The following is a 20,283-nucleotide window of genomic DNA, read 5'->3' on the forward strand; positions in this document are numbered from 1 at the left end:
CACGCGCCTGTAGTCATATCGCAGACGCCTGTGCCACCCGCTTGGCGAAACCCTGCGCGTGCCCCTAGACTGGCAGGATGATCGAGATTCCGATGTCTGAGACGCAGTTCGCTGCGGCCACCGAACGTCTGCGTGCAAACGGTATCGAGCTGGCTGGAACCACGGGGACCCTGAGCAAAGACGGCGTGACAGCGAAGTATGTCTACGGGGAGGGCAAACTGGCGGTCGAGATCGTGGATCGGCCGTTTATGCTGCCCATTTCGCTGATTGAGGGGAAACTTCAGTCGTATCTCGAGCAATCCATAGCGTACGACTCAAGTAAAGCGCGCTAAATGTGAAGTTTGCCTTGCCCATTCACGTACGCCGGATGTAGGATTCTATTTTTCCTGCTGTTGTGTGGCGTACGAAAGGTACGATGATGCACAATTCTGGGAATACGTTTTCTTTTGATCCCGTTGGTTTGAATGTGCGGCGCTCGCGCAAGAGTGGTCGTGCGCCGGTGAGTCTCCGCAAGATCCTTCGCGTGGTGATCGTTCTAGCCGCTTCAACCCTTTGTTGGGCAGCAATCGGCTGGTTTACGTTCCAGATATATCGGCTGGCTGCGCACTGAGGCGGTTGCGATCTCCGGTCTGTGAGCGTGGTCACAAATCGACCGAGCAATGCAGATATACTGGATTTTCGTGCATAATCTGCGCGCGAAGCTGAACGTATGACCCTGCTCTGGCTCCGACTTGCGGTGATTCTCTACGGCGTTGCCGCCCTCGCGGTACTGCCCGCCGCGCTCTATAACCGCCCGCGCTGGCGCCATATCGCGGTGCCGGCGGCGTTCCTGGGGGCGTTTTTCCACTTTGTCTCCATTGCTGAGACCCTGTACGCGGCGCATCGCGCCTTACCCGTAGACACCCACGAGACGCTGTCTATGCTGGGCCTCCTGCTGGTGGTGGGGTTCCTGATCCTGGCAGCGCGCTACCGGACCGTGTCTTTCGGGATTTTTCTGCTGCCGATCGCGGTGCTGCTGGCGATTGTTCCGGCGTTCCATCCTGGCCATGAGCAAATCGCCTACCCGCTGGTGCGGACGGGCTGGATTCTGCTGCACATTGCGCTGTTGCTGGCGGCCTATGCGGCGATGTTTCTGTCGCTGATCGCGAGCATGCTCTACCTGATCCAGGAACGACGGCTGAAGGAGAAGCGAACGGAGTCGCAGCGCGGATGGCTGCCGCCGCTCGAGACCCTGGACCAGATCGGCTTGAATTCGCTGCGCTTTGGCCTCCCCTGCATGACGGCGGGGTTGCTGATTGGGTCGGTGCTTGCGATCCAATCCATTGGGCCTGCCTTCTTCGCGGACCCCAAGGTGCTGCTCTCGATTGCGATGTGGATTGCCTACATCCTGATGATCTATATCCGCAGCAACAGCGGATTGCGCGGACGGCGCGCGGTGTATTTGTCATGCTTCGTGTTTCTCGTGATGGTCGGGGTATGGGCAGCGAACTCGCTGTCGGCCGTGCATAGGTTCAAGACGCCATGAGCGATTTGACGCATGACGCGAAGTTCGAAGAGACTGTGCGGTCGACGCCGCAGTCTTCGCAGCAGTTGCTGTTGCTGGGGGTGAGCCATACCACCGCGCCGATTGCGGTGCGCGAGCGGTTGGCGATCCCTGGGCATCGGCTGGCGGACGCGACGCGCACGCTGGTGGATCAGCCGGGGATTCGCGAGGCGCTGATCCTTTCCACCTGCAATCGCGTTGAGATTTTGACCGTCCAGGACGGAGTGAACGAAGAGAACGCGGAGGCGCGCGCGGGCAAGCGGCAGGCGCCGGCGCTGAGCGTGATTCACTTTCTGCATGAGTACCTGCAGGTCCGAACGACCGATATCGAGCCGCACGTGTACGAGTATCACGAGCGCGATGCGATCCGGCATCTGTTTCGTGTGGCGAGCTCCCTCGACTCCATGGTCGTGGGCGAGCCGCAGATCCTGGGGCAGGTGAAGCAGTCCTGGACGGTGGGCCGCGAAGTCGGTGCGGTGAAGACGATGCTCGACCCGCTGCTGCAGCGGGCGTTCTCGGTGGCCAAGAAGGTGAGGACGGAGACGCAGATCGGTAACACGACGGTCTCCGTAGCCTCGGTTGCCGCGGAGCTGGCGCGCAAGATCTTTGGATCGCTCGCCGGCAAGACAGTGCTGCTCGTGGGCGCGGGCAAGATGAGCGACCTGACCGCGCGGCACCTCATCCAGCAGGGCGCGACGGTGCTGCTGGTGGCGAATCGGACCGAGTCGAAGGCGCAGGCGATTGCCGATGCGCTGCGCACGCCGAGCATTACGACCGGGGTAATTCCGATCGATCAACTGCATGAGCAGGCGCATCGCGCCGACATCGTGATCACGAGTACGGGCGCGGGCCAGGTGTTTACGCCAGAGAGCGCGCGGGCGGTCTTGCAGCGTCGCAAGAATCGGCCGGTGTTCTTCATCGACATTGCGGTGCCCCGCGACGTAGCGCCCGAGGTGAATAAAGTCGACGGCTGTTTTGTATATGACATCGACGACCTGCAACAGGTGGCGATGCAGAACAAGGCGGTGCGCAATCGCGAGGCCGAGGCGGCCGAGTCGATTGTGACGCGGGAGGTGGCGCGCTACAGCGACCGGATCTCGCAGGCGCCGGTAACGGAGTCGATTAAGGAACTGCTGACGAGCGCAGAAGAGGTGCGGCACCAGGAAATGGCGCGAATCATGCATCAGCTCGCGGGACAGCCTCTGACGCCCGAGCAACTGGCTGCGGTCGATCGCCTGACCAAGTCGCTGACTGGCAAGCTGCTTCATCCACAGATTGCGGCGCTGCGCGAAATGGCAGCCGAACGCGAGTCAGACGAGTAGGACCGGGCTGCGTCTAACCAATGATTGTGATTACTACGTATTTACCCAGAAGAGCTGGCGCGCGACGCGGAAATTTCTTTCGATGAACACGGGTCGCAGCGATCGTTGATGCCATGAATGCTTCACGGCGCTGAGGTAAACTTAAGAGGGGTCCGGTGATGTCAGGCCGCGAATCATAACCATAGAGTGACAGGTAGGAGAGCAAGCTGAAATGAGTCCCATAGCGCCATTGCGGCCCGGTCGGCAATCGCGCCTTCGATTAGCCTATGTGCTTGCCGTGCTGCTGCCCGTGTTGGGAACGGTACTGACGCAACACATGGCGTTTCTGCACGGCATACCCAACTCCACAAACCTGCTGGCGGTGGTGATTGTCGGGATCCTTGGCGGCCTTGCGCCTTCGCTGGTTGCGATCGCGGTCGCAGTGGTCACGCGCATCCTTTATCTCTCGATCATTCCCGATCACTCTTTTTCATTTTCGTACGAGTTGCTGCATGTGCTGATCATGCTGGCCGCGGCGTTGGTGGTCTGGTTCATGAGCCGCAACCGGAGGCAATCAGAAGAGAAGCTGGAGGCGACGCTGGTGTCGCTGCAGGAGCGCACGGATGACCTGGTGTCGTCGCTCAACAGCAGCCGCTGCGCATGCTGGACGCTGGATCTGGATAGCGGCCGCAGTGAGCGCTGGTACAGCGGCAGCTATCAGCTCTATGGCCGGCCGTACAGCGAGTTGGAACAGCTCTCTTCGCTCCAACCCCTGGTGCATCCCGAGGATGATGTGCGGCTGCGCGAGTTGATGCTGCGCATGCGGACATCGTGGGAGCCGGTGGTGTTTGAACATCGCGTGACCTGGCCGAATGGAGAGATTCATACGCTGGAGATGCGTGGCAATCGTGTGGCTGGACGGGGCTGCGTGTGGCGCGGCGTCACGCTCGACATCACAGAGCGCAAGAAGACAGAAGCCGCTCTGCTGCGCGCCGAGAAGCTGGCGGCGATGGGCCGATTGGCGTCGACGGTGGCGCACGAGATCAACAACCCGCTGGAGTCGGTGACCAACCTGCTGTTTCTTGCGCAGGCGAGCCAATCGCTGGATTCCGAGACGCAGATCTACCTGGCCACCGCTGAGCGCGAGCTGGCGCGGCTGAGCAACATCACTCGCCTGACGCTGGGCTTTGTTCGCACCAGTGCCAGCACGGATGAGACCGAGATGGCCGACGTGGTCAATGAGGTTCTCTCGATCTTCAACCACCGCTTCGAAACCAAGGGCGTCCGGGTGGAGCGCCGCTACGAGCCGGACGTCAGCATCACGATCGCTCCGCATGAGCTGCGGCAGATTGTGACCAACCTCATCGCCAACGCCGCGGATGCGGTGGGCATCGAGCACGCGTGGATTCGAATTCGTATTGCGCGCGAAGGTGAGAAGGCCGTGCTGGAGGTGGAAGATAACGGCGAGGGCATCGACCCCATCCATCTGCCGCGAATCTTTGAGGCCTTCTTCAGCACCAAGGAAGAAGTGGGCACGGGCATTGGGTTGTGGGTGACGCGCGAGCTGGTGGAGAAAAACGGTGGCCACATCTTCGCCGAAAGCAGCACAGAACAAGAGCTGCCTTCGGGTGCGACGACACAGTTCCGGGTCGAGTTCCCAGTGACTGCCTGAGTTGCCGCGCTAGGACTGCGGCGAGTGTCCTGCGACCGTAGGTGCGAGCCCCTTTGGTTTGCGCGTGAGCAGGAAAATCATCCCGGCCACAATGACCATCGTGATCATGCCGGCGATTCCAAGGATGCGCACGATGGACACCGAATAGCGGCCCACCGCCGGGCTGTAGTTGCAGCAGTAGAGGATGAGCAGGTCGACCGGGTTGCTGATCTTCTTGTCGCCCGCCTGGAGCAGTGCCATACGCAGGTCGCGGGCAGGGTAGTCGATGCCGGAAAGATAGCGCGACATGCGGCCATCCGGCGTGGCAAACATGATGACGCTGGAGTGCGCGAACTGGTCCATCTTGCCGTCGGGACCGGGCACGCGCACGTAGTGGAAACCGGAAGCGTTGGTGATTGCGTCGATGCTCGGCTGGTCAGCGGTGAGGAAGTGCACAGCGTTTGCGGCTGTTGGATTATTCGTCCATCCGGCTTCACTGAGAAAGGTCTTTTTTTCGTCGACGGCGTTGGCGGGTTTGTCCATTGTGTCGATGCTGACCACGAGCACCTGATAGTCGCTGCCGGGCTTGAGCGTGGTTTGCGCGAGGCCGGTGGCGAGGCCATGCTGCACCTGCGGACACATCATCGCGCACTGGTAATACACCTCCGCCATCACTACCGGCTTGTTGCTGAACCAGCTGCTGAGCGGGCCCGTGCGACCAGTTTCGTCGGTGAAGACGGCGGCCATCGGCAGGGGCTGGCCGAGACGTTGCTCGATTCCTGCGTGGGCGAGATAGGCGGGCATCTGCTGGGCAGCCATGCCCATGGGTTTGTCCGCTTCATAGCCCTGCGCGTGCAGCAGGGGGGAAGCCAGACTTCCCGCAAACATCACCGCCGCTCCAAGTTCCTTCAGTCCCAGCCTCAATCGCTTCACCGTTTCCTTACGTCTCCATGATAAACGTGCGCCGCGACTCGAAGCACATGCGAGCACCCACCCAAACCGCGTATCCTAACGAATGTGAATACATACACGATTCGAATTGGATCGCGCGGCTCGCAGCTTGCCTTGTGGCAGGCCAACCATGTTGCCGCCGAGCTTCGCAGCCACGGCCACACGGTAGAGATTGAAGTCATCCGCACGGTCGGCGACCGCATGCAGGACCCAAGCTTCGTCGCCCCCGCAACCTTTGAGGACGGCACGCCGCTCGATGCAAAGGGCATCTTCATCAAGGAGATCGAAGACGCGCTGCTAGTTGGCAGGATCGACCTTGCCGTCCACTCGCTCAAAGATCTGCCGACCACGCTGCATGAGCGCTTTGCACTCGCCGCGATTCCTCCCCGTGTCGACGCACGCGATGCCTTCGTCTGTGAGAAGCATTGGGGCCTGCACATGCTCCCCTCCGACTCGACCATCGCGACCACCAGCCCGCGGCGGCAGGCCATGATTCTCGCTCTGCGCCCCGATGTACGCTTCGTCGAGATGCGCGGCAACATCGACACGCGCCTGCGCAAGTGGTCCGAAGGTCAAGCCGACGCGCTAGTGCTTGCATGCGCCGGTCTCGATCGCCTCGGCCACACCGAACATGTGCACTATAGATTTAGCGTCGACGAATTGACGCCGGCGCCAGGGCAGGGAGCACTTGGCCTCGAGACGCGCAGCGCAGAGCATCCACTCGACACCGAAGATCCCGAGCGCGATCCGTTTATCTACAAGGCGGTGCGTGCGCTCAACGACCCCGATGCGGAGTTTGCCACGCAGGCCGAGCGCGCGGTGCTGAATGCGCTCGGTGGCGGCTGCCAGTTGCCGCTGGGCGCCTATTGTCATCGTGTGGACGACACGTGGCATCTACACGCAATGGTTGTCGCGCGTGATGGCGAGCAGGCCGCGCACGTAATCAAGAAGGCTCCGTTAGGCACTGCCGCATGCGACCTCGGCGCTTCGGTTGCAGAGGCGTTGATCGAACGCGGGGCGCAGGAGTTGTTGGCGGAAACCGCGCCTGCCTGACACAGCCTTACCGTGCTTCGAACTCCTGGCGGGTGCGCTGAAATTGCGGAACGCTCCGAGCGACCCAGTTCCACAGCGGCTCAACGTGCGAGAGCAGCTCCAGCCCCAGAGCCGTAATGGTGTATTCCACGCGCGGGGGCACTTCGGCGAAGATCTGACGCGTGATCAATCCATCGCGCTCCAGCGCCCGCAGCGTCTTGGTAAGCGACTTCTGACTCACCCCTTCCACCCGCTCCATGAGCCGAGTAAATCTCAGCGGGCCGTCCTCCTCGGCCAGGATCGCCAGCGTCCACAGCGACCATTTATCCGCCAGGCGCATTACCATTTCGCGCGTCAGTTCCTCTTCGGTTTCAGAGAGGGCGTCGCACGCGGCGTTGATTTCTTCCCACCGATTCGCTTCGACTTTGCCGCTGTTTCCCATTGGTTACCTCCGGGTACCTACGCGCAAGAAAGGTGCCTACTTGCCAAGAGATACTAATGGGCCAATACTACTCTCATGAAGACTGAATGGACTACCAAAGATATCCCCTCGCAAGCAGGCCGGCGGGTTTTGATCACCGGCGCAAACAGTGGCATTGGCTGGGAAGCAGCCCTGGAGCTGGCCCGGCAAGGCGCGGAGATTATTCTGCCAGCGCGGACCGAGGCCAAGGCTAACGACGCGATCGCCCGCATCCGCGCCCAGGTTCCGAACGCAAAGTTGATCCCGGAGATTCTCGATCTCGCCGACCTGAACTCGGTGCACGCGTTTGCCAAGCGGGTCGCCGAGATGTTCCCGGGCCAGAGCCTCGACCTGCTGATCAACAATGCCGGCGTGATGGCCGTGCCGACGCGCGAACTGACCGTCGACGGCTACGAGCGCCAGTTCGCGACCAACTATCTCGGCCCCTTCGCGCTTACGGCGCTGCTCTTCTGGTCGATCAAACCGCAGCCCGGCTCTCGCATCGTCACGGTTTCGAGCGGCGTCAGCAACCAAGGCAAGATCGAGTTCGACAACCTGCAGTCCCAGCGCCGCTACAGCCCGATGTGGCAGGCGTACGCGCAGTCGAAGCTGGCCGACCTAGTCTTCCAGCAAGAGCTGCAGCGCCGACTCACGGCCATGGGCTCGCCCATCCTCAGCACCGGCGCCCATCCCGGCTATGCGATCACAAATCTGCAGACAACCGGCCCGGGCGAAAACGTTCCATTCCTTATGCGCTTCGGCATGATGATCCTCAAACCCCTTGCCTCACAGGATGCGGCTCATGGCGCGCTGCCAACGCTGTACGCTGCAACCGCGCCCGAAGCCACCCCCGGCGGGTACTACGGCCCCAGCGGTTTCCAGGAGCTTAAGGGCTACCCCGTCCCCGCAAAGATCACCGCTGCAGCGAAGGATGTCGCACTCGCGCAACGTCTCTGGGCGGAGTCGGAGCGGCTTACCGGCGTGAGCTTCGGTGCGCTCTCGGACGCGGCGTAGGCGTCGGAAATAAAGACTACTCGCCGTAGGGTACCCAGATGTTCTTTACCTGCGTGGCGTGGCGAAGGAACCATCGGCCCTGCGCCTGCGCGGGATCGAACCAATCGATGGCGCGGCCATCGTTGCTGAAGACTTGCTTGAGGTTTCCGATGGACGCAGCCTTTACCATCGCGGAAGCCGCCTCGTCGCGGAAGCTCCAGATCGCGTCGATGTCGTCATGCTCGGCGAGTGTCTTGCCGAGCTCGCTGGCTTTCCCGGCAACAAGATTCACAACGCCGCCCGGCAGATCGCTCGTGTCGAAGACCTGGTAGAGCTCGCCCATCAAGGTAGCGGCGCGCTCGCTCGGAACCGCAACAACCGTGTTGCCCATCGCAATTGCGGGCAGCACGAGCGAGAGTAGCGAAAGCAGCGGAGCCTCGTCCGGCGCAAGAATTCCAACCGTGCCGACCGCCTCTTTCATCGCCAGCGTCACCATGCGTGCGGGAGGATTGTGCACCGTGCCTTCGAACTTGTCCGCCCATGCCGCATACGTGAATGTCCGTTCAACGCTCTGGTCGACCTCGACCGCAGCCTGCTCCGGTCCAACAAACGCGGCGAGCTTGGCGATGATTTCCGCGCGACGCTGCACGAGGTTCTCAGCGAGGAAGTACAGCACCTGCGCCCGCCCATGCGCTGTTGTCTTCGCCCACTTGCCCGCGGCGCGCGCTGCTTCTACGGCATTGCGAAGGTCCTTGCGACTCCCCAGCGGCGCTTCGCCTACAAGGCTTCCATTGCGTCCATACACTGGATAGCTGTACCCCGAGTCAGGCCTAGCCTGCTTGCCGCCGATGTAGTTCTTCACCGTACGATCGATGCCAACGGCGTTCTCAGTTGTTAGTTCTCCGTTCTCAGTTGCAACAACCTCACTGACAACTGACAACTGAGGACTGAGAACCTGCCCCCGCAGCCACGCCGGCTCGAGGTACTCGTACATCCCTTCCTTGCCGCCCTCGCGTCCGTAGCCCGACTCGCGATAGCCGCCGAAGCCACACGCCGCGTCGAAAAGATTCGTCGCGTTCACCCACACGACGCCGGCCTTCACTTGAGCCGCAACATCCAAGGCGACGTTGATGTTCTCGCTCCAGATGCTCGCGGCCAGCCCGTACGCCGTGTTGTTCGCCAGCTCGACAGCCTCGGCCGGCGTGCGGAACGTCATCGCCACCAGCACCGGCCCAAAGATTTCCTCCTGCGCGACGGTTGCACTTGGGGATACGCCGGTCAGCAGCGTCGGCTTGAAGAACAGCCCCTTCTCCGGCATCGTCACGTCCGGCTGCCAGCAGGTCGCGCCTTCGGCGATTCCGGTCTTCACCAGCGCCGCAATGCGGTCGTACTGCACCTGGTCGACGATCGCGCCAATGTCGATGGCCTTATCCAGCGGCGAGCCAATCCGCAGCGTCTGCATGCGCGCTCGAATCTTCTCGAACAGCCGCTCGGCGATTCGCTCCTGCACGAGGAGGCGCGAACCGGCACAGCATACCTGCCCCTGGTTGAACCAGATGCCGTCGACGAGGCCTTCCACCGCGGAGTCGAGATCGGCGTCGTCGAAGACGATGAACGGGCTCTTCCCGCCGAGCTCCAGCGACAGCTTCTTCGAGGTCTTCGCCGTGGCCTTCCGAATAATCCGTCCAACCTCGGTCGAGCCGGTGAACGCAATCTTGTCGATGCCCGGATGTTCGACAATGGCCGCGCCCGTCCGTCCATCGCCGTTCACCACATTCAGCACGCCCTTGGGCAGCCCAATCTCGTCGGCGATCTCCGCAAACATGATCGCGGTGAGCGGCGTGTACTCGGCCGGCTTGATCACGACGGTGCATCCGGCAGCCAGCGCTGGCGCCACCTTCCACGCAAACATCAGCAGCGGAAAGTTCCAAGGAATAATCTGCCCGACGACACCCGCCGGCGCATACCCGGGAAACTCCTCGTCAAGAATTTGCGCCCACCCGGCATGATGATAAAAGTGCCGCGCCACCAGCGGAATATCAATATCCCGCGACTCGCGAATTGACTTGCCATTGTCCAGCGTCTCGAGCACGGCTAGCCGCCGAGCATGCTTCTGCACCTGCCGCGCCAGCGCGTAAAGATACCGCGCCCGCTGATGCCCCGTAAGCGCCTGCCACCCCGGCAGCGCAGCCCGCGCAGCCTTCACCGCAAGATCCACCTCCGCGGCACCAGCGGAATTCACGGTCGCCAACAACTCGCCAGTCGCCGGATTCTTCACGGCAAACGATTCGCTCTTCGCCGTCGATCCCGCCGCCGTCCACGCCCCATCAATGTAAGACCCAAACGCCCGCCCATGCGCCTCCAGCCAGCGATTCACCTCACCAGCATCTTCCGGCGCCGGCCCATACTCCATCGACTCAAACTTCTCCACAATGCTGCTTGCCATTACTGACCTCTCAATTGCTCTGATTACGGATGTTGGAGCAGATATTCGCTCTTCATCGACTCGCCGCGTACGAATGCAAGTTTGCCCGGGATGCACGAAAGTGCGGTGAACTGGCAAATTCCCCAAATAGTTTTCATAGCTTCATCAAGCGGGAGTTGGCGCCCGTCCAACGTTTTATCTTCAGAAATTACCCATGCGTATTGGCCTGCACCATTTCGTTTGAGGAGCGCCACAAGCTCGTCCGATGTATGGGCTACGCTGGCCGGAACTTGCGTTGCATAGCGTTCGTCGAGCCAATTTAAGTGCGCTAGCTTGCCGGTCAATTCATGCCTCTTGGCGGGCGTTTTCATCAAGACAAGTGCACGTTCCCGCCGCGCTTTCTCGATGAAAGACTGCACGAACATTTCTTCATGTACTGCGCCTGGTAGAAGGTCGGTCTGCGGCTTTGAATGATTTGCCAAGGAGTGCCTCACGCAATCGGGTGCCGATACGCAGCCGAATACCTTCCCGTAACAAAGTGCTCCAACTGCCGTTCAATATCTCCCAGCATCGAACTCGCGCCATACCGGAACAGCGTCGGCTCCAGCCACGACCGCCCCAGCTCATCCTTCATGGTCGCCATCCAATCCAGCGCCTGCTTGGCCGTCTTAATCCCGCCCGCCGGCTTGAACCCGACCGCCATGCCTGTCCGCTCGCCATACTCCCGCAGCGCGCGAATCATGACAAGCGAAACGGGCAGCGTAGCGTTCACGGCCTCTTTGCCGGTCGATGTCTTGATAAAGTCCGTCCCCGCCATCATGGCCACCCAACTCGCGCGCGCAACGTTGCGCAGCGTCAGCAAATCGCCCGTGCCGAGAATGGCCTTCATGTGCGCCGGTCCGCACGCATCCTTGAACGCGGCAACCTCGTCGTACAGCGCATTCCACTCGCCGTTGAACACATGCGCGCGCGTGATGACGATATCGATTTCGCTGGCCCCAGCCTCCACGCTCCGCCGAATCTCCGCGACCCGCGTCTCCAGCGGCGACAGCCCGGCAGGGAAGCCCGTCGACACCGCGGCCACGGGTATCCCCGAGCCCTCCAGCGCCTTCACGGCTGTCTCGACAAACGCGTGATACACGCACACCGCGCCGACGGTCAGCCCCAGCTCCTCAATCCCCAGTGCCTTCACAATCTTGTCTTCCACCGGCCGCCGCGCCTTCGCGCACAACCTCCGCACGCGGTCCGCGGAATCATCTCCTGACAAAGTCGTCAGGTCCATGCAAGCGATCGCGCGCAGCAGCCACGCTGCCTGCCACTCCTTCTTCACACTGCGCCGCGCAGGTATCGTAGCCGCGCGCCGCTCGACCGCGCTGGTATTCACACGGATCTCTTCCACCCAATCGAGATTGAGCGGCATTCGCCGGTTCGCCGACATCTCGCGCCCATACAACATCACCGGCGCGGCCGCCTCCGCGTGCCTATGTAGCTCCGTCACCTTCGCCTCTTTGGTCGCCATAAAACTCTCCCGCGCCGCCTCACGCCCGCAGCGCAAACCCAAACAATCCGGCCCGCCATCCACTGGCAGGCCGCTAAGGGTGATAACGATTAAGTGTATACCGCAAGGCTTACGGTCGCGCTCCGTGCCTCACCCCGAGCTATGCGTTCAGAGGGCGATACAAACTGCGCAGGGCATTGTTGCAGATGCGATAGCAATGGCACGCGGCCTTCTCTAGCTCTGCAGGGGCGAGGATGGTGACCTTGCCGCGGCGATAGCTGATCATGCCGCGCTCCTGCAGCGAGCCGGCCACCAGGGTGACGGTGGTGCGGCGCGTGCCGAGCATGTCGGCCATGAACTCCTGGGTGAGGGTCATGGTGTCCTGCTGGGAGCGATCGCGACACATCATCAGCCACCGAGCCAGACGTTGTTCGGCCTCGTGCAGCCGGTTGCAGGCTGCAACCTGCTCGAGCGCGACATTCTGCTGTTGCACGAACTCGAGGATGCGGCCGCGCAGCTCTTCCGATGTGATGAAGATTGCGCGCAGGTCGTCCAGCCGAATCCTTAGCGCCGTAGCCTGCACCAGGATGCAGGCCTGGGACGGCGTAGGGGTCGGTCCCAGCAGGTGCATGGCGCCGACCACGCCCTCGTGGCCAGTCAGGCCCACCTCGGCGCTACCTCCTTCCGCCATCGCAACCTCGAGCGAGGCTACCCCCGTGCACAGGAAATAGACGTAAGCCGGCGCCTCGCCCTGTTCATAGAGCTGGGTTCGGTTAGGAAGATCAATAGCGCGGCAGGGCGCTAGGATTCCTTCGCGAAGCTCAGGCGATAACGCGTCAAGCAGCAGGTTTCCAGTCGTAGCAGGCACGTTCGGTCCTTCTTATCTCTTGAGAACGAGTCCTTCCATTGCCTGCAGGTGCAGTCGGCAAAATCGGTAAAGGTCTCATTTGCCGGACTATAACGGTCGCGGGAGGCGTACATTGTGCGGTGGGAGCGTTTTGGCCTTGCCGCGGGGAGCGCAGTATGATGAAAGGCTCGTTCGAGTTGTGGCCCGAAGCGATATCGGAGGCGTCTTTCCTCCAGATACCGGATTACTTGGCCGATATCCTACACCCACATTTATGCATTTGTAAGCCCTATATCTTACAGTCGGACCCAACTTTATGACGACACCTGTAGCACCACTCAATCACGCCGATCGCCAGGCCCTCGGCCACAGCGCACGCAAGCAGCTTGCCCGCAGCGAGCACGGCAACTTTCAGGCTTCCACCTGCACACAGGATCCCCTCGCGGTCCTGCGGGCCGCCATGACCGGGCGCGTGCCCAGCCTCATCCCGATCAAGTACGAGCGCATGGCCGCCAGCCCCTTCGGCTTCTTTCGAGGAGCGGTGCCGATCATGGCGGCCGATCTCGCCTGCCATCCCAACACCGGCATCACCACGCAGCTTTGCGGCGACGCCCACGTCCTCAATCTCGGTGCCTTTGCGGCGCTCGACGGGCGGCTGGTCTTCGACATCAACGACTTTGACGAGACCATTCGCGGACCGTTCGAGTATGACGTCAAGCGTCTCGCCACCAGCCTGCTCCTCGCGGGCAGGGCAGCCGGCGTCAAGCGAGCGGCGCGGCGCGATGCGGTGCTTCATTTTGCCCAGCAGTATCGCACCATGATGCAGACGTTTGCCGCCATGCCTGTATTGGAGCTTGCGCGTTACCAGATTCATCGCCTCGGCGCGACCGAACCCATGCCCGCTATTCTGTCGCAGGCCGCTCACTCGACGCCACAAAAGCTGCTCAAGTCGATCACCCAGCCAGCCCCTGCGGCGGCCCGATCGGCGGCCAGCCCGACTTTGAACTCAACTGGCAACTCGGCAATCCCGCGCATCTTCCACTCCAATCCTCCGCAGCTCGAGCGTGTCAGCGCGAAGGAAGCTGCCCTCGTCCTGGCGGCGCTGGGGCCCTACAGTCGCACGCTTCAGCCTGAGCGCGTCCACTTCCTGAATCAGTACGTCGCGCAGGACGTCGCCTTCAAGGTGGTTGGAACTGGCTCCGTCGGCCTGCGCGACTACGTCATCTACTTCGAGGGCCTCAGCCGTCCGCACGGCGTCGACCCGCTCTTTCTCCAGTTCAAGGAAGAGCCTGCGTCGGCCTACGCGCCCTATCTGCCGGAAGGCTCCGGCCACACCCACGAAGGCCACCGCGTGGTCGATGGACAGCGCGCCATGCAGCTCACCTCCGACCCGTTCCTCGGCTACACCACCATTGAGGGGCGCGACTACCTGGTGCGCCAGCTGAACGATCACAAGGCGTCGCTCGACCTCGAAATTCTGAACCCGACTTCGCTGCTCGGGTTCGCCGACATCTGTGGCGAGATGCTGGCCCGCGGACACGCGCGCGCCGGCGACCCGGTCACGATCGCCGCCTACCTCGGCACCTCCAACCGCTTCGATCGCGCCATCCTCAGCTTCGCGCGTGCCTACTCGGACAAGACCGAGCGCGACTGGGAAGCGCTGATCAAGTCGAAGGACCTGCGGGACGCAAAGAAGGCCCTCGACAGCGACACCCCGAAGGTTCCCAAGAAGAAAACGAACCAGCCACCCCAGAAAACCGCGAAGCAGCTACCGCAGAAAAAGTAGCGGTAGCCCGCTCTATCGCGGGCAGGTCGAGCGCGGGCTTCGTAACCAGCGCTTAACGAGCGACGCATCAACTCCGTCAATAAGCGAATCGGCTGTTGCACTAAGCTGGAAACAAGCACATCATTCGACGACGGGGGATCCGGACATGAAGAGCATTTGGATCGCAAGACTTGCCAGCTTCCTGGTCGCCGCGTGCGGTGTCCTGTCCTTCACTTCCTCCGTCGATGCAGGCAAGGACAACCTCCCACGATTGCCGGCAGCAGCGTTGTTGGTCGGAAATTTAAGGGACGACCTGGCGGTAACTGTCGGCGACAGGACAACACAGATACAAGGTGGCGGCGGTTGGGTGGTGATTCCAAGCATCTCGGTGAATGGGCGCGTCGTGGCTTCCGCTCGCATGATCCCAGTGAATACCCTGGCAGACAAGCCGACGTATATCGTTGGAACCTACGATATTGCCGGCAATCAATGGAAGGATTACAACGAACTCCAAATCAAGGGGGGCTCGGTTGCAATTTCTCCGGATGGCACCAAGCTGGCGTGCAGCAACATGGCTTCTGAGCCTTCTCTACTTCACGTACTCGACTTGAAGACTGGAAAGATAACGGTAGGCCCAGAAGCGACGGAGGGTGCTCGCTTCCTCACCTGGTCTCCTGACAACCGGCGCATTGCTTTCGACAAGGAGTTTCAACGAGGAGCGGATGGGGCTTCAGTTTTGCTGTCTCCGGAGATCTACGTTTTTAATGTCGAAGACGGAACCGTCTCAAAGATTGCAGAGGGCACCGAACCTTCCTGGTCGCCTTCGGGAGAGTGGATTGCGTTCAGTGATTTCTCCGCATTTCGAAGTGGAAAGTATGCCGACACGCCCAGCCGCCTGAGCCTGGTTCATCCCGACGGGACGGGTTCCAAAGTCGTCACGTTTCTCAAATGGAACGAGGATTTGTTCCTGCCAGCCATCTGGTCTCCCGATTCCAAAGACCTCCTCATCGAACGGCCGCAGGAAGACGAGGTGAATCCACGGGTAAACATCTACGAGTTGGATCTCGCCACGCTCAACCTCACAGCGAAGTTCAGGAAAACTCCAGAAGTCTACGGATGGGCGACGACCAAATAATGCGGCGTTGAACTGAAGCGCGTTTCAAATATCCAAGCACGCTACGGTTGGTTGGGATTCGCTGGCCGATCCTCAACGGGGACGTTGACGGGGCCTGCCTGCGTCGAGGGGTGCGTGATTGGGACGGTAATTTGGGAAGGGCGGATCAGCTTGGTGGACCTATCGATAGTGACCAGCGCCTCATGAACATTGTTGTTTATTGGGGCGGGCATCGGAAACTGAAGGATGTAACGCTGACGAAGGAAGTCGATGAACTGCGCGAGCGTGTGGGAGACGCGTTCGGGCGTGGTGGTCATGTTGAGGCCGCCGGACCGCTGGGAGAGGTCGTTGAAGGAGCCGCCCCAAGGAAAGAGCTGCGCGTCAGGAACGTTGATGCCGAAGGTCGTCACCGAGTACAAGGCGGCATCCGAAATTAAATCCGTCCATACGAGAAGGCCTTTGTCGTCCATCCCGTCGCTGAGGATGAGCACGACGCGGCGACCGGGCATTGGATAGCTGCGCTCGATGATCAAGTCGAGGTAGTCGCGAAGACCCGATTGATCCTGACATGCGACGTCACCTTTCTTGCCATCGGATTGCGCGGATCCAATGACGGAGTTGAGGGCGGTCTCGAGAAGCGCTGCGTTCGGGGGCTGATCGTATGCAGTTCGAAAGAGCGCACAGTTCATCGCGTACAACGAAACCCGGTCTTGAGGCCGAAACGAACTGGTGATCCACGCCGGGAAGCCGTTTTGAAACGCGGTGAGCAAAGGAGATTGTTTCCCTTGCGTATCAATGAGAATGGCGAGAAGGATGGGGTCGTCGCCTTCCAGGCGAATGCCGCTGGGGTGGAAGGGTGAACCTCCGTCGAGCCGGATGTTGATGTTCTTTGGGTTCAGGGATCGAACGGGGTGATCGTTTCGACCAAGAACGAGGGTTGGAAGCTCAATCAGGTCAGTGTAGACGTGGAGGGTGTAAGCGGGGGGCGCGTCGGGCGGCGATTGTGCGCGAGCTTTGCAGGTAATAATCGTCAGAAAAGCAAGGAACAAGAGGCAAGATGGACGGTGTACGCCCGCAGAGGATGCTCGAGGCGGAGTGGATCGGCGCAGACCCATGGGGGCAAGTATGACAGAAGTTGAGCCCGGAGAGCGAGAGCAGTCCGCAAAGTCCTGGAAGCTTTACGCGTAGCTGAAACAGGAAAGATAGCGCTCTCGTGTCCTTCCCGCGGACTCCCGGAAAACGGTGTTTGCGGAAACTCCGTTCAACCGACCACCACCGGGTTTCCGCCGCTTCTATTGTCACCCGCTCAGTTTGTTACCCTTCCTGCATGCGTGTTCGTGTCTTTTCTTTCGTCCTCGGCCTGGCTGTCAGTTCCTCGATTCTTCTTCCCACGACCCTCACTGCGCAGTCCTTCACGCCCAAGCGCGAGTTGAAGAATCTCTCGCCCTCTGCGCTCACCACGCTGCACACTCTCGAGACCCTCACCGAGCTTCCTGCCGGCGAGTGGCGCCTCCACGTAGGCGACGTTCCGCACGGCGAATCGCCCGCACTCGACGACTCTTCCTGGCAACTCGTAGCGCCGCACTCGACCGCCCCCAAGGACGCCGTCTGGTACCGCCGCACCATCGAAGTCCCTAAGACCCTCAACGGCTACGACATCACCGGCTCCCGCATCTGGTTCCAGTTTCAGGCCGACGCCAACGGCCCCATGCCCGAGATCATCTACTTCAACGGCCGGCGCGTCGCCCTCGGTGATGACCTCGAGCCCATCGTGCTCTTCGCCCCCGCCAAGCCCGGCGACAAGATCCTCGTAGCCGTCAAGCTCCTCCACACTGTCGACGTCAAAACCTTTGAGGGCATCAGCCTCCGCGTCGATCCCAACCCCGACGACCCCATCTCCAGCGCCCGCCCCAACCCCCAGGACATCCGCATCCAGTGCATCGCCGCCGCGAACATCCTTCCCGCGCTGCCCAAGCCACGCACCGACCTCCTCCCCACCGTCGAAGCCGCCATCGCTGCGATCGACCTCAAGGCGCTCGCCTCCGCCAACCAAGCAGCTTTCGACGCCTCCCTGCGCAAATCCCAGCAACTTCTTGCGCCGCTCCACCCCATCCTCCAGCAGGCCACCATGGACCTCGACGGCAACGCGCACATCGACGCCGCCTGGCTCTGGCCCCGCACCGAAACCGTCGACGCTGTCCGCCGCACCTTCACCACCGCCCTGCAACTGATGAACGAGTATCCCAACTACGTCTTCACCCAATCCGCCGCGCAGTATTACGCCTGGATGGCCGACAAGTATCCCGACCTCAACGACCAGATCAAGCAGCGCATCAAGGAAGGCCGCTGGGAAGTCGTCGGCGGTATGTGGGTTGAGCCCGACCTCAATCTCCCCTCCGGCGAGTCGCAAGTCCGTCAACTCCTCGTCGGCCAGCGCTTCTTCAAAAAGGAGTACGGCGTCACCGCCCGCATCGGCTGGAACCCCGACAGCTTCGGTTACAACTGGCAGCTTCCGCAGATCTACAAGCGCTCCGGCCTCGACTACTTCGTCACCCAGAAGATGCATTGGAACGACACGAACCAGCTCCCCTTCCGCCTCTTCTGGTGGGAGTCGCCCGACGGCTCCAAAGTTCTCACCTACTTCCCAACCGACTACGTCCACATGGACCTCAACCCCACCCGCATCGCGGCTGACTACGCCGAGTCCGTCGCCCGCAACCCCGGCACCATCGAGCACCTCGACCTCTACGGCATAGGCGATCACGGCGGCGGCCCCACCCGCGACATGCTCGACCAAGGCGACCACTGGATCGCCGAAGGCGCCAAGCCCGACACCGCCGTTCCCGCCATGCGCTACAGCACGGTGCAGCATTATTTCGACGACGTGCAGACGCACCTCAACCCCAACTCGCCCACCTGGGACTACGACTCCATCGCCAAGGGCTACACCGCGCCCCCGGCTGGTCCGAATGGAGAAGTCGGCATCCCCACATGGAAAGACGAGCTCTACTTCGAGTACCACCGCGGCGTCTACACCACGCAAGCCAACCACAAGCGCAACATTCGCACCAGCGAAACCGCCACGCTCGACGCCGAGAAGCTGGCCTCCTTCGCCTGGCTCGATGGCGACGCCTATCCCGACCATCTGCTCAACACCAACTGGCAGAAGATCACCTTTAACGAGTTCCACGATCTAGCCGCCGGCTCCGGCATCGCCGTCATCTACCGCGACGCTCAGGACGACTTCACCCAGGTCTTCGACGCCGACCACAACATCAACGAAGCCGCCCTCCACACCCTCAACTCAAGCGTCGACACCAGCTCAAAAACCGGCGTCCCCGTCATCGTCTACAACACCATGGCCTGGCCGCGCAGCGAACTCGTCACGCTGCACGTCGAGCTCCCCGAAGCCTCCAACGTCATCACGCTCACCGACGCCAAAGGCGACCTCGTCCCCGCGCAGGTCACCAATCACATCGCCGGAACCGATGACTTCGAAGTCCTCGCCAACGTCGCCAACATCCCCGCACTGGGCTACACCGTTCTGCATGCGGACAGCAGCAAACAATCTGCGAAGCCGAACACTGACTTGAGCCTGGAATCGGACGCCTCTTCCTTCACCCTTGCGAACGCGCGGATTAAGCTCGTCATCGGCAAAGAGAACGGCTGCATCACCAGCATCCTCTCCGACAAAGCTGAATACCTCGCCCCGCAAGCCTGTGGCAACCAACTCCAGACCTACGTCGACACCCCCAAGCAATACGACGCCTGGAACATCGATCCCGGAACGCTCGACCGTCCCATGACTCCCATCGACCACGTCGACTCCATCGCCATCACCGACAACGGCCCCCTCCGCAAGACCATCCGCATCACCCGCACCTGGAGCAAGTCGCACTTCATCCAGGACATCTCGCTCGACGCCGGCAGCGACGTCGTTCGCGTGTCGACCACGGTCGAATGGCACGAGACCCACGTCCTCCTCAAGGCCGCCTTCCCCCTAGCCGCCTCCGGCCCCAAGGCCACCTACGAGATCCCCTTCGGCAACATCGAGCGCACCACGACGCGCAACAACTCGTGGGAGAAGGCGCAGTTTGAAGTCCCGGCCCTCCGCTGGGCCGACCTCGGCGACCAGCACCAGGGCTTCTCCCTCCTCAACGACTCGAAGTACGGTTACGACGCTGCAGGCAACGTCTTCCGCCTCACTCTACTCCGCTCGCCCACCTGGCCTGACGCCGACGCCGACCGCGGCACCCAGCACTTCGTCTATGAACTCTACCCGCACGCCGGCTCCTGGAAAGACGCGCTCACCGTCCGCCGCGGCTACGAACTCAACACCCCCCTGATCGCCGAACAAGTCTTCGCCCACACCGGCGAGATGCCCGCCACCCACTCCTTCGTCTCCCTCGACGCGCCCAATGTAACCCTCAGCGCGGTCAAGAAAGCCGAAGACGGCAACGCCCTAATTTTCCGCATGTACGAGTGGGCTGGGAAGCCGACGGAGGTCAAACTCCACATCCCCGCCGGCGCCCGGTACGCTATAGAAACCAACCTGATGGAAGACCCAATCCCCAACGCCGAGCACCTACCCCTAGCCGACGACACGGTAACTGTCTCCATCAAGCCCTACGAGATCCTGACCCTGCAAGTCACCTACCCGGAGAAGACAGCCGTCGCAATGAAATAGTGACGCTGCCTGCATC

General features: G+C 61.5%; 17 protein-coding genes. 10 read left to right on the forward strand and 7 right to left on the reverse strand.

The window, feature by feature from the left end:
• The first annotated feature begins 92 nt into the window (after window positions 1-92).
• From GSQ80_RS05285 to GSQ80_RS05305, 5 genes are all read left to right on the forward strand, one after another.
• On the forward strand, window positions 93-332 hold the full coding sequence (locus GSQ80_RS05285) for a hypothetical protein (RefSeq protein ID WP_158786609.1): 240 nt from the start codon (window positions 93-95) through the stop codon (window positions 330-332).
• Between the two features lie 83 nt (window positions 333-415).
• Entirely contained in the window at window positions 416-610 is a 195-nt protein-coding gene (locus GSQ80_RS05290; protein ID WP_158786611.1) for a hypothetical protein, read from the forward strand.
• A 99-nt stretch (window positions 611-709) separates the two neighbouring features.
• A complete protein-coding gene (gene ccsA / locus GSQ80_RS05295) occupies window positions 710-1,525 on the forward strand; it encodes a cytochrome c biogenesis protein CcsA (RefSeq protein ID WP_158786613.1) in 816 nt (271 codons plus the stop codon).
• Window positions 1,522-2,865 (forward strand): glutamyl-tRNA reductase, encoded by a 1,344-nt coding sequence (gene hemA / locus GSQ80_RS05300; protein WP_158786615.1) that lies wholly within the window; start codon window positions 1,522-1,524, stop codon window positions 2,863-2,865. The genes ccsA and hemA overlap by 4 nt, the downstream gene beginning before the upstream one ends.
• A gap of 211 nt (window positions 2,866-3,076) precedes the next feature.
• On the forward strand, window positions 3,077-4,516 hold the full coding sequence (locus tag GSQ80_RS05305) for an ATP-binding protein (protein WP_158786617.1): 1,440 nt from the start codon (window positions 3,077-3,079) through the stop codon (window positions 4,514-4,516).
• Between the two features lie 9 nt (window positions 4,517-4,525).
• On the opposite strand, the gene GSQ80_RS05310 is transcribed toward GSQ80_RS05305, so the two are convergent.
• A complete protein-coding gene (locus tag GSQ80_RS05310; RefSeq protein ID WP_158786619.1) occupies window positions 4,526-5,428 on the reverse strand; it encodes an SCO family protein in 903 nt (300 codons plus the stop codon).
• 84 nt (window positions 5,429-5,512) lie between these two features.
• Between GSQ80_RS05310 and hemC the strand changes: the two genes are divergently transcribed.
• The gene (gene hemC / locus GSQ80_RS05315) at window positions 5,513-6,499 is read left to right on the forward strand and encodes a hydroxymethylbilane synthase (protein WP_158786621.1); all 987 of its coding nucleotides are present in this window, start codon (window positions 5,513-5,515) and stop codon (window positions 6,497-6,499) included.
• A gap of 7 nt (window positions 6,500-6,506) precedes the next feature.
• On the opposite strand, the gene GSQ80_RS05320 is transcribed toward hemC, so the two are convergent.
• Window positions 6,507-6,920: a helix-turn-helix domain-containing protein gene (locus tag GSQ80_RS05320; protein ID WP_158786623.1), complete on the reverse strand. Its 414-nt coding sequence runs from the start codon at window positions 6,918-6,920 to the stop codon at window positions 6,507-6,509.
• Window positions 6,921-6,995: 75 nt separating this feature from the next.
• Here GSQ80_RS05320 and GSQ80_RS05325 point away from each other — a divergent pair, with 75 nt between their 5' ends.
• Window positions 6,996-7,952 (forward strand): oxidoreductase, encoded by a 957-nt coding sequence (locus GSQ80_RS05325; protein WP_158786625.1) that lies wholly within the window; start codon window positions 6,996-6,998, stop codon window positions 7,950-7,952.
• 16 nt (window positions 7,953-7,968) lie between these two features.
• Here GSQ80_RS05325 and GSQ80_RS05330 read toward each other — a convergent pair whose 3' ends face one another.
• From GSQ80_RS05330 to GSQ80_RS05345, 4 genes are all read right to left on the reverse strand, one after another.
• Window positions 7,969-10,377, reverse strand: coding sequence for an aldehyde dehydrogenase family protein (locus tag GSQ80_RS05330; RefSeq protein ID WP_158786627.1), 2,409 nt, complete (start codon window positions 10,375-10,377; stop codon window positions 7,969-7,971).
• Between the two features lie 23 nt (window positions 10,378-10,400).
• Window positions 10,401-10,838 (reverse strand): hypothetical protein, encoded by a 438-nt coding sequence (locus tag GSQ80_RS05335; RefSeq protein ID WP_158786628.1) that lies wholly within the window; start codon window positions 10,836-10,838, stop codon window positions 10,401-10,403.
• Window positions 10,839-10,846: 8 nt separating this feature from the next.
• Window positions 10,847-11,875 carry a deoxyribose-phosphate aldolase gene (gene deoC / locus GSQ80_RS05340; protein ID WP_174241310.1) on the reverse strand — a complete coding sequence of 343 codons (1,029 nt, stop codon included), beginning with the start codon at window positions 11,873-11,875 and terminating at the stop codon, window positions 10,847-10,849.
• A gap of 139 nt (window positions 11,876-12,014) precedes the next feature.
• Window positions 12,015-12,722 (reverse strand): Crp/Fnr family transcriptional regulator, encoded by a 708-nt coding sequence (locus GSQ80_RS05345; RefSeq protein ID WP_158786629.1) that lies wholly within the window; start codon window positions 12,720-12,722, stop codon window positions 12,015-12,017.
• A 295-nt stretch (window positions 12,723-13,017) separates the two neighbouring features.
• Here GSQ80_RS05345 and GSQ80_RS05350 point away from each other — a divergent pair, with 295 nt between their 5' ends.
• Window positions 13,018-14,487 carry a DUF2252 domain-containing protein gene (locus tag GSQ80_RS05350; RefSeq protein ID WP_158786630.1) on the forward strand — a complete coding sequence of 490 codons (1,470 nt, stop codon included), beginning with the start codon at window positions 13,018-13,020 and terminating at the stop codon, window positions 14,485-14,487.
• A gap of 145 nt (window positions 14,488-14,632) precedes the next feature.
• On the forward strand, window positions 14,633-15,601 hold the full coding sequence (locus tag GSQ80_RS05355) for a PD40 domain-containing protein (protein WP_158786631.1): 969 nt from the start codon (window positions 14,633-14,635) through the stop codon (window positions 15,599-15,601).
• A 41-nt stretch (window positions 15,602-15,642) separates the two neighbouring features.
• On the opposite strand, the gene GSQ80_RS05360 is transcribed toward GSQ80_RS05355, so the two are convergent.
• Entirely contained in the window at window positions 15,643-16,629 is a 987-nt protein-coding gene (locus GSQ80_RS05360) for a hypothetical protein (RefSeq protein WP_158786632.1), read from the reverse strand.
• A 278-nt stretch (window positions 16,630-16,907) separates the two neighbouring features.
• Here GSQ80_RS05360 and GSQ80_RS05365 point away from each other — a divergent pair, with 278 nt between their 5' ends.
• Window positions 16,908-20,267: a glycoside hydrolase family 38 C-terminal domain-containing protein gene (locus tag GSQ80_RS05365; RefSeq protein ID WP_158786633.1), complete on the forward strand. Its 3,360-nt coding sequence runs from the start codon at window positions 16,908-16,910 to the stop codon at window positions 20,265-20,267.
• Window positions 20,268-20,283: the final 16 nt, after the last annotated feature.

Origin of the sequence: Granulicella sp. L46, from assembly GCF_009765785.1 — a bacterium.
GTDB lineage: Bacteria > Acidobacteriota > Terriglobia > Terriglobales > Acidobacteriaceae > Granulicella.

Bases quoted from the DNA above. Each gene is read 5' to 3' on its own strand.
- hemA (WP_158786615.1), top strand. From the start codon at position 1,522: ATGAGCGATTTGACGCATGACGCGAAGTTCGAAGAGACTGTGCGGTCG.
- GSQ80_RS05330 (WP_158786627.1), bottom strand. From the start codon at position 10,377: ATGGCAAGCAGCATTGTGGAGAAGTTTGAGTCGATGGAGTATGGGCCG.
- deoC (WP_174241310.1), bottom strand. From the start codon at position 11,875: ATGGCGACCAAAGAGGCGAAGGTGACGGAGCTACATAGGCACGCGGAG.
- ccsA (WP_158786613.1), top strand. From the start codon at position 710: ATGACCCTGCTCTGGCTCCGACTTGCGGTGATTCTCTACGGCGTTGCC.
- GSQ80_RS05285 (WP_158786609.1), top strand. From the start codon at position 93: ATGTCTGAGACGCAGTTCGCTGCGGCCACCGAACGTCTGCGTGCAAAC.
- GSQ80_RS05325 (WP_158786625.1), top strand. From the start codon at position 6,996: ATGAAGACTGAATGGACTACCAAAGATATCCCCTCGCAAGCAGGCCGG.
- GSQ80_RS05320 (WP_158786623.1), bottom strand. From the start codon at position 6,920: ATGGGAAACAGCGGCAAAGTCGAAGCGAATCGGTGGGAAGAAATCAAC.
- GSQ80_RS05350 (WP_158786630.1), top strand. From the start codon at position 13,018: ATGACGACACCTGTAGCACCACTCAATCACGCCGATCGCCAGGCCCTC.
- GSQ80_RS05290 (WP_158786611.1), top strand. From the start codon at position 416: ATGATGCACAATTCTGGGAATACGTTTTCTTTTGATCCCGTTGGTTTG.
- GSQ80_RS05355 (WP_158786631.1), top strand. From the start codon at position 14,633: ATGAAGAGCATTTGGATCGCAAGACTTGCCAGCTTCCTGGTCGCCGCG.
- GSQ80_RS05305 (WP_158786617.1), top strand. From the start codon at position 3,077: ATGAGTCCCATAGCGCCATTGCGGCCCGGTCGGCAATCGCGCCTTCGA.
- GSQ80_RS05365 (WP_158786633.1), top strand. From the start codon at position 16,908: ATGCGTGTTCGTGTCTTTTCTTTCGTCCTCGGCCTGGCTGTCAGTTCC.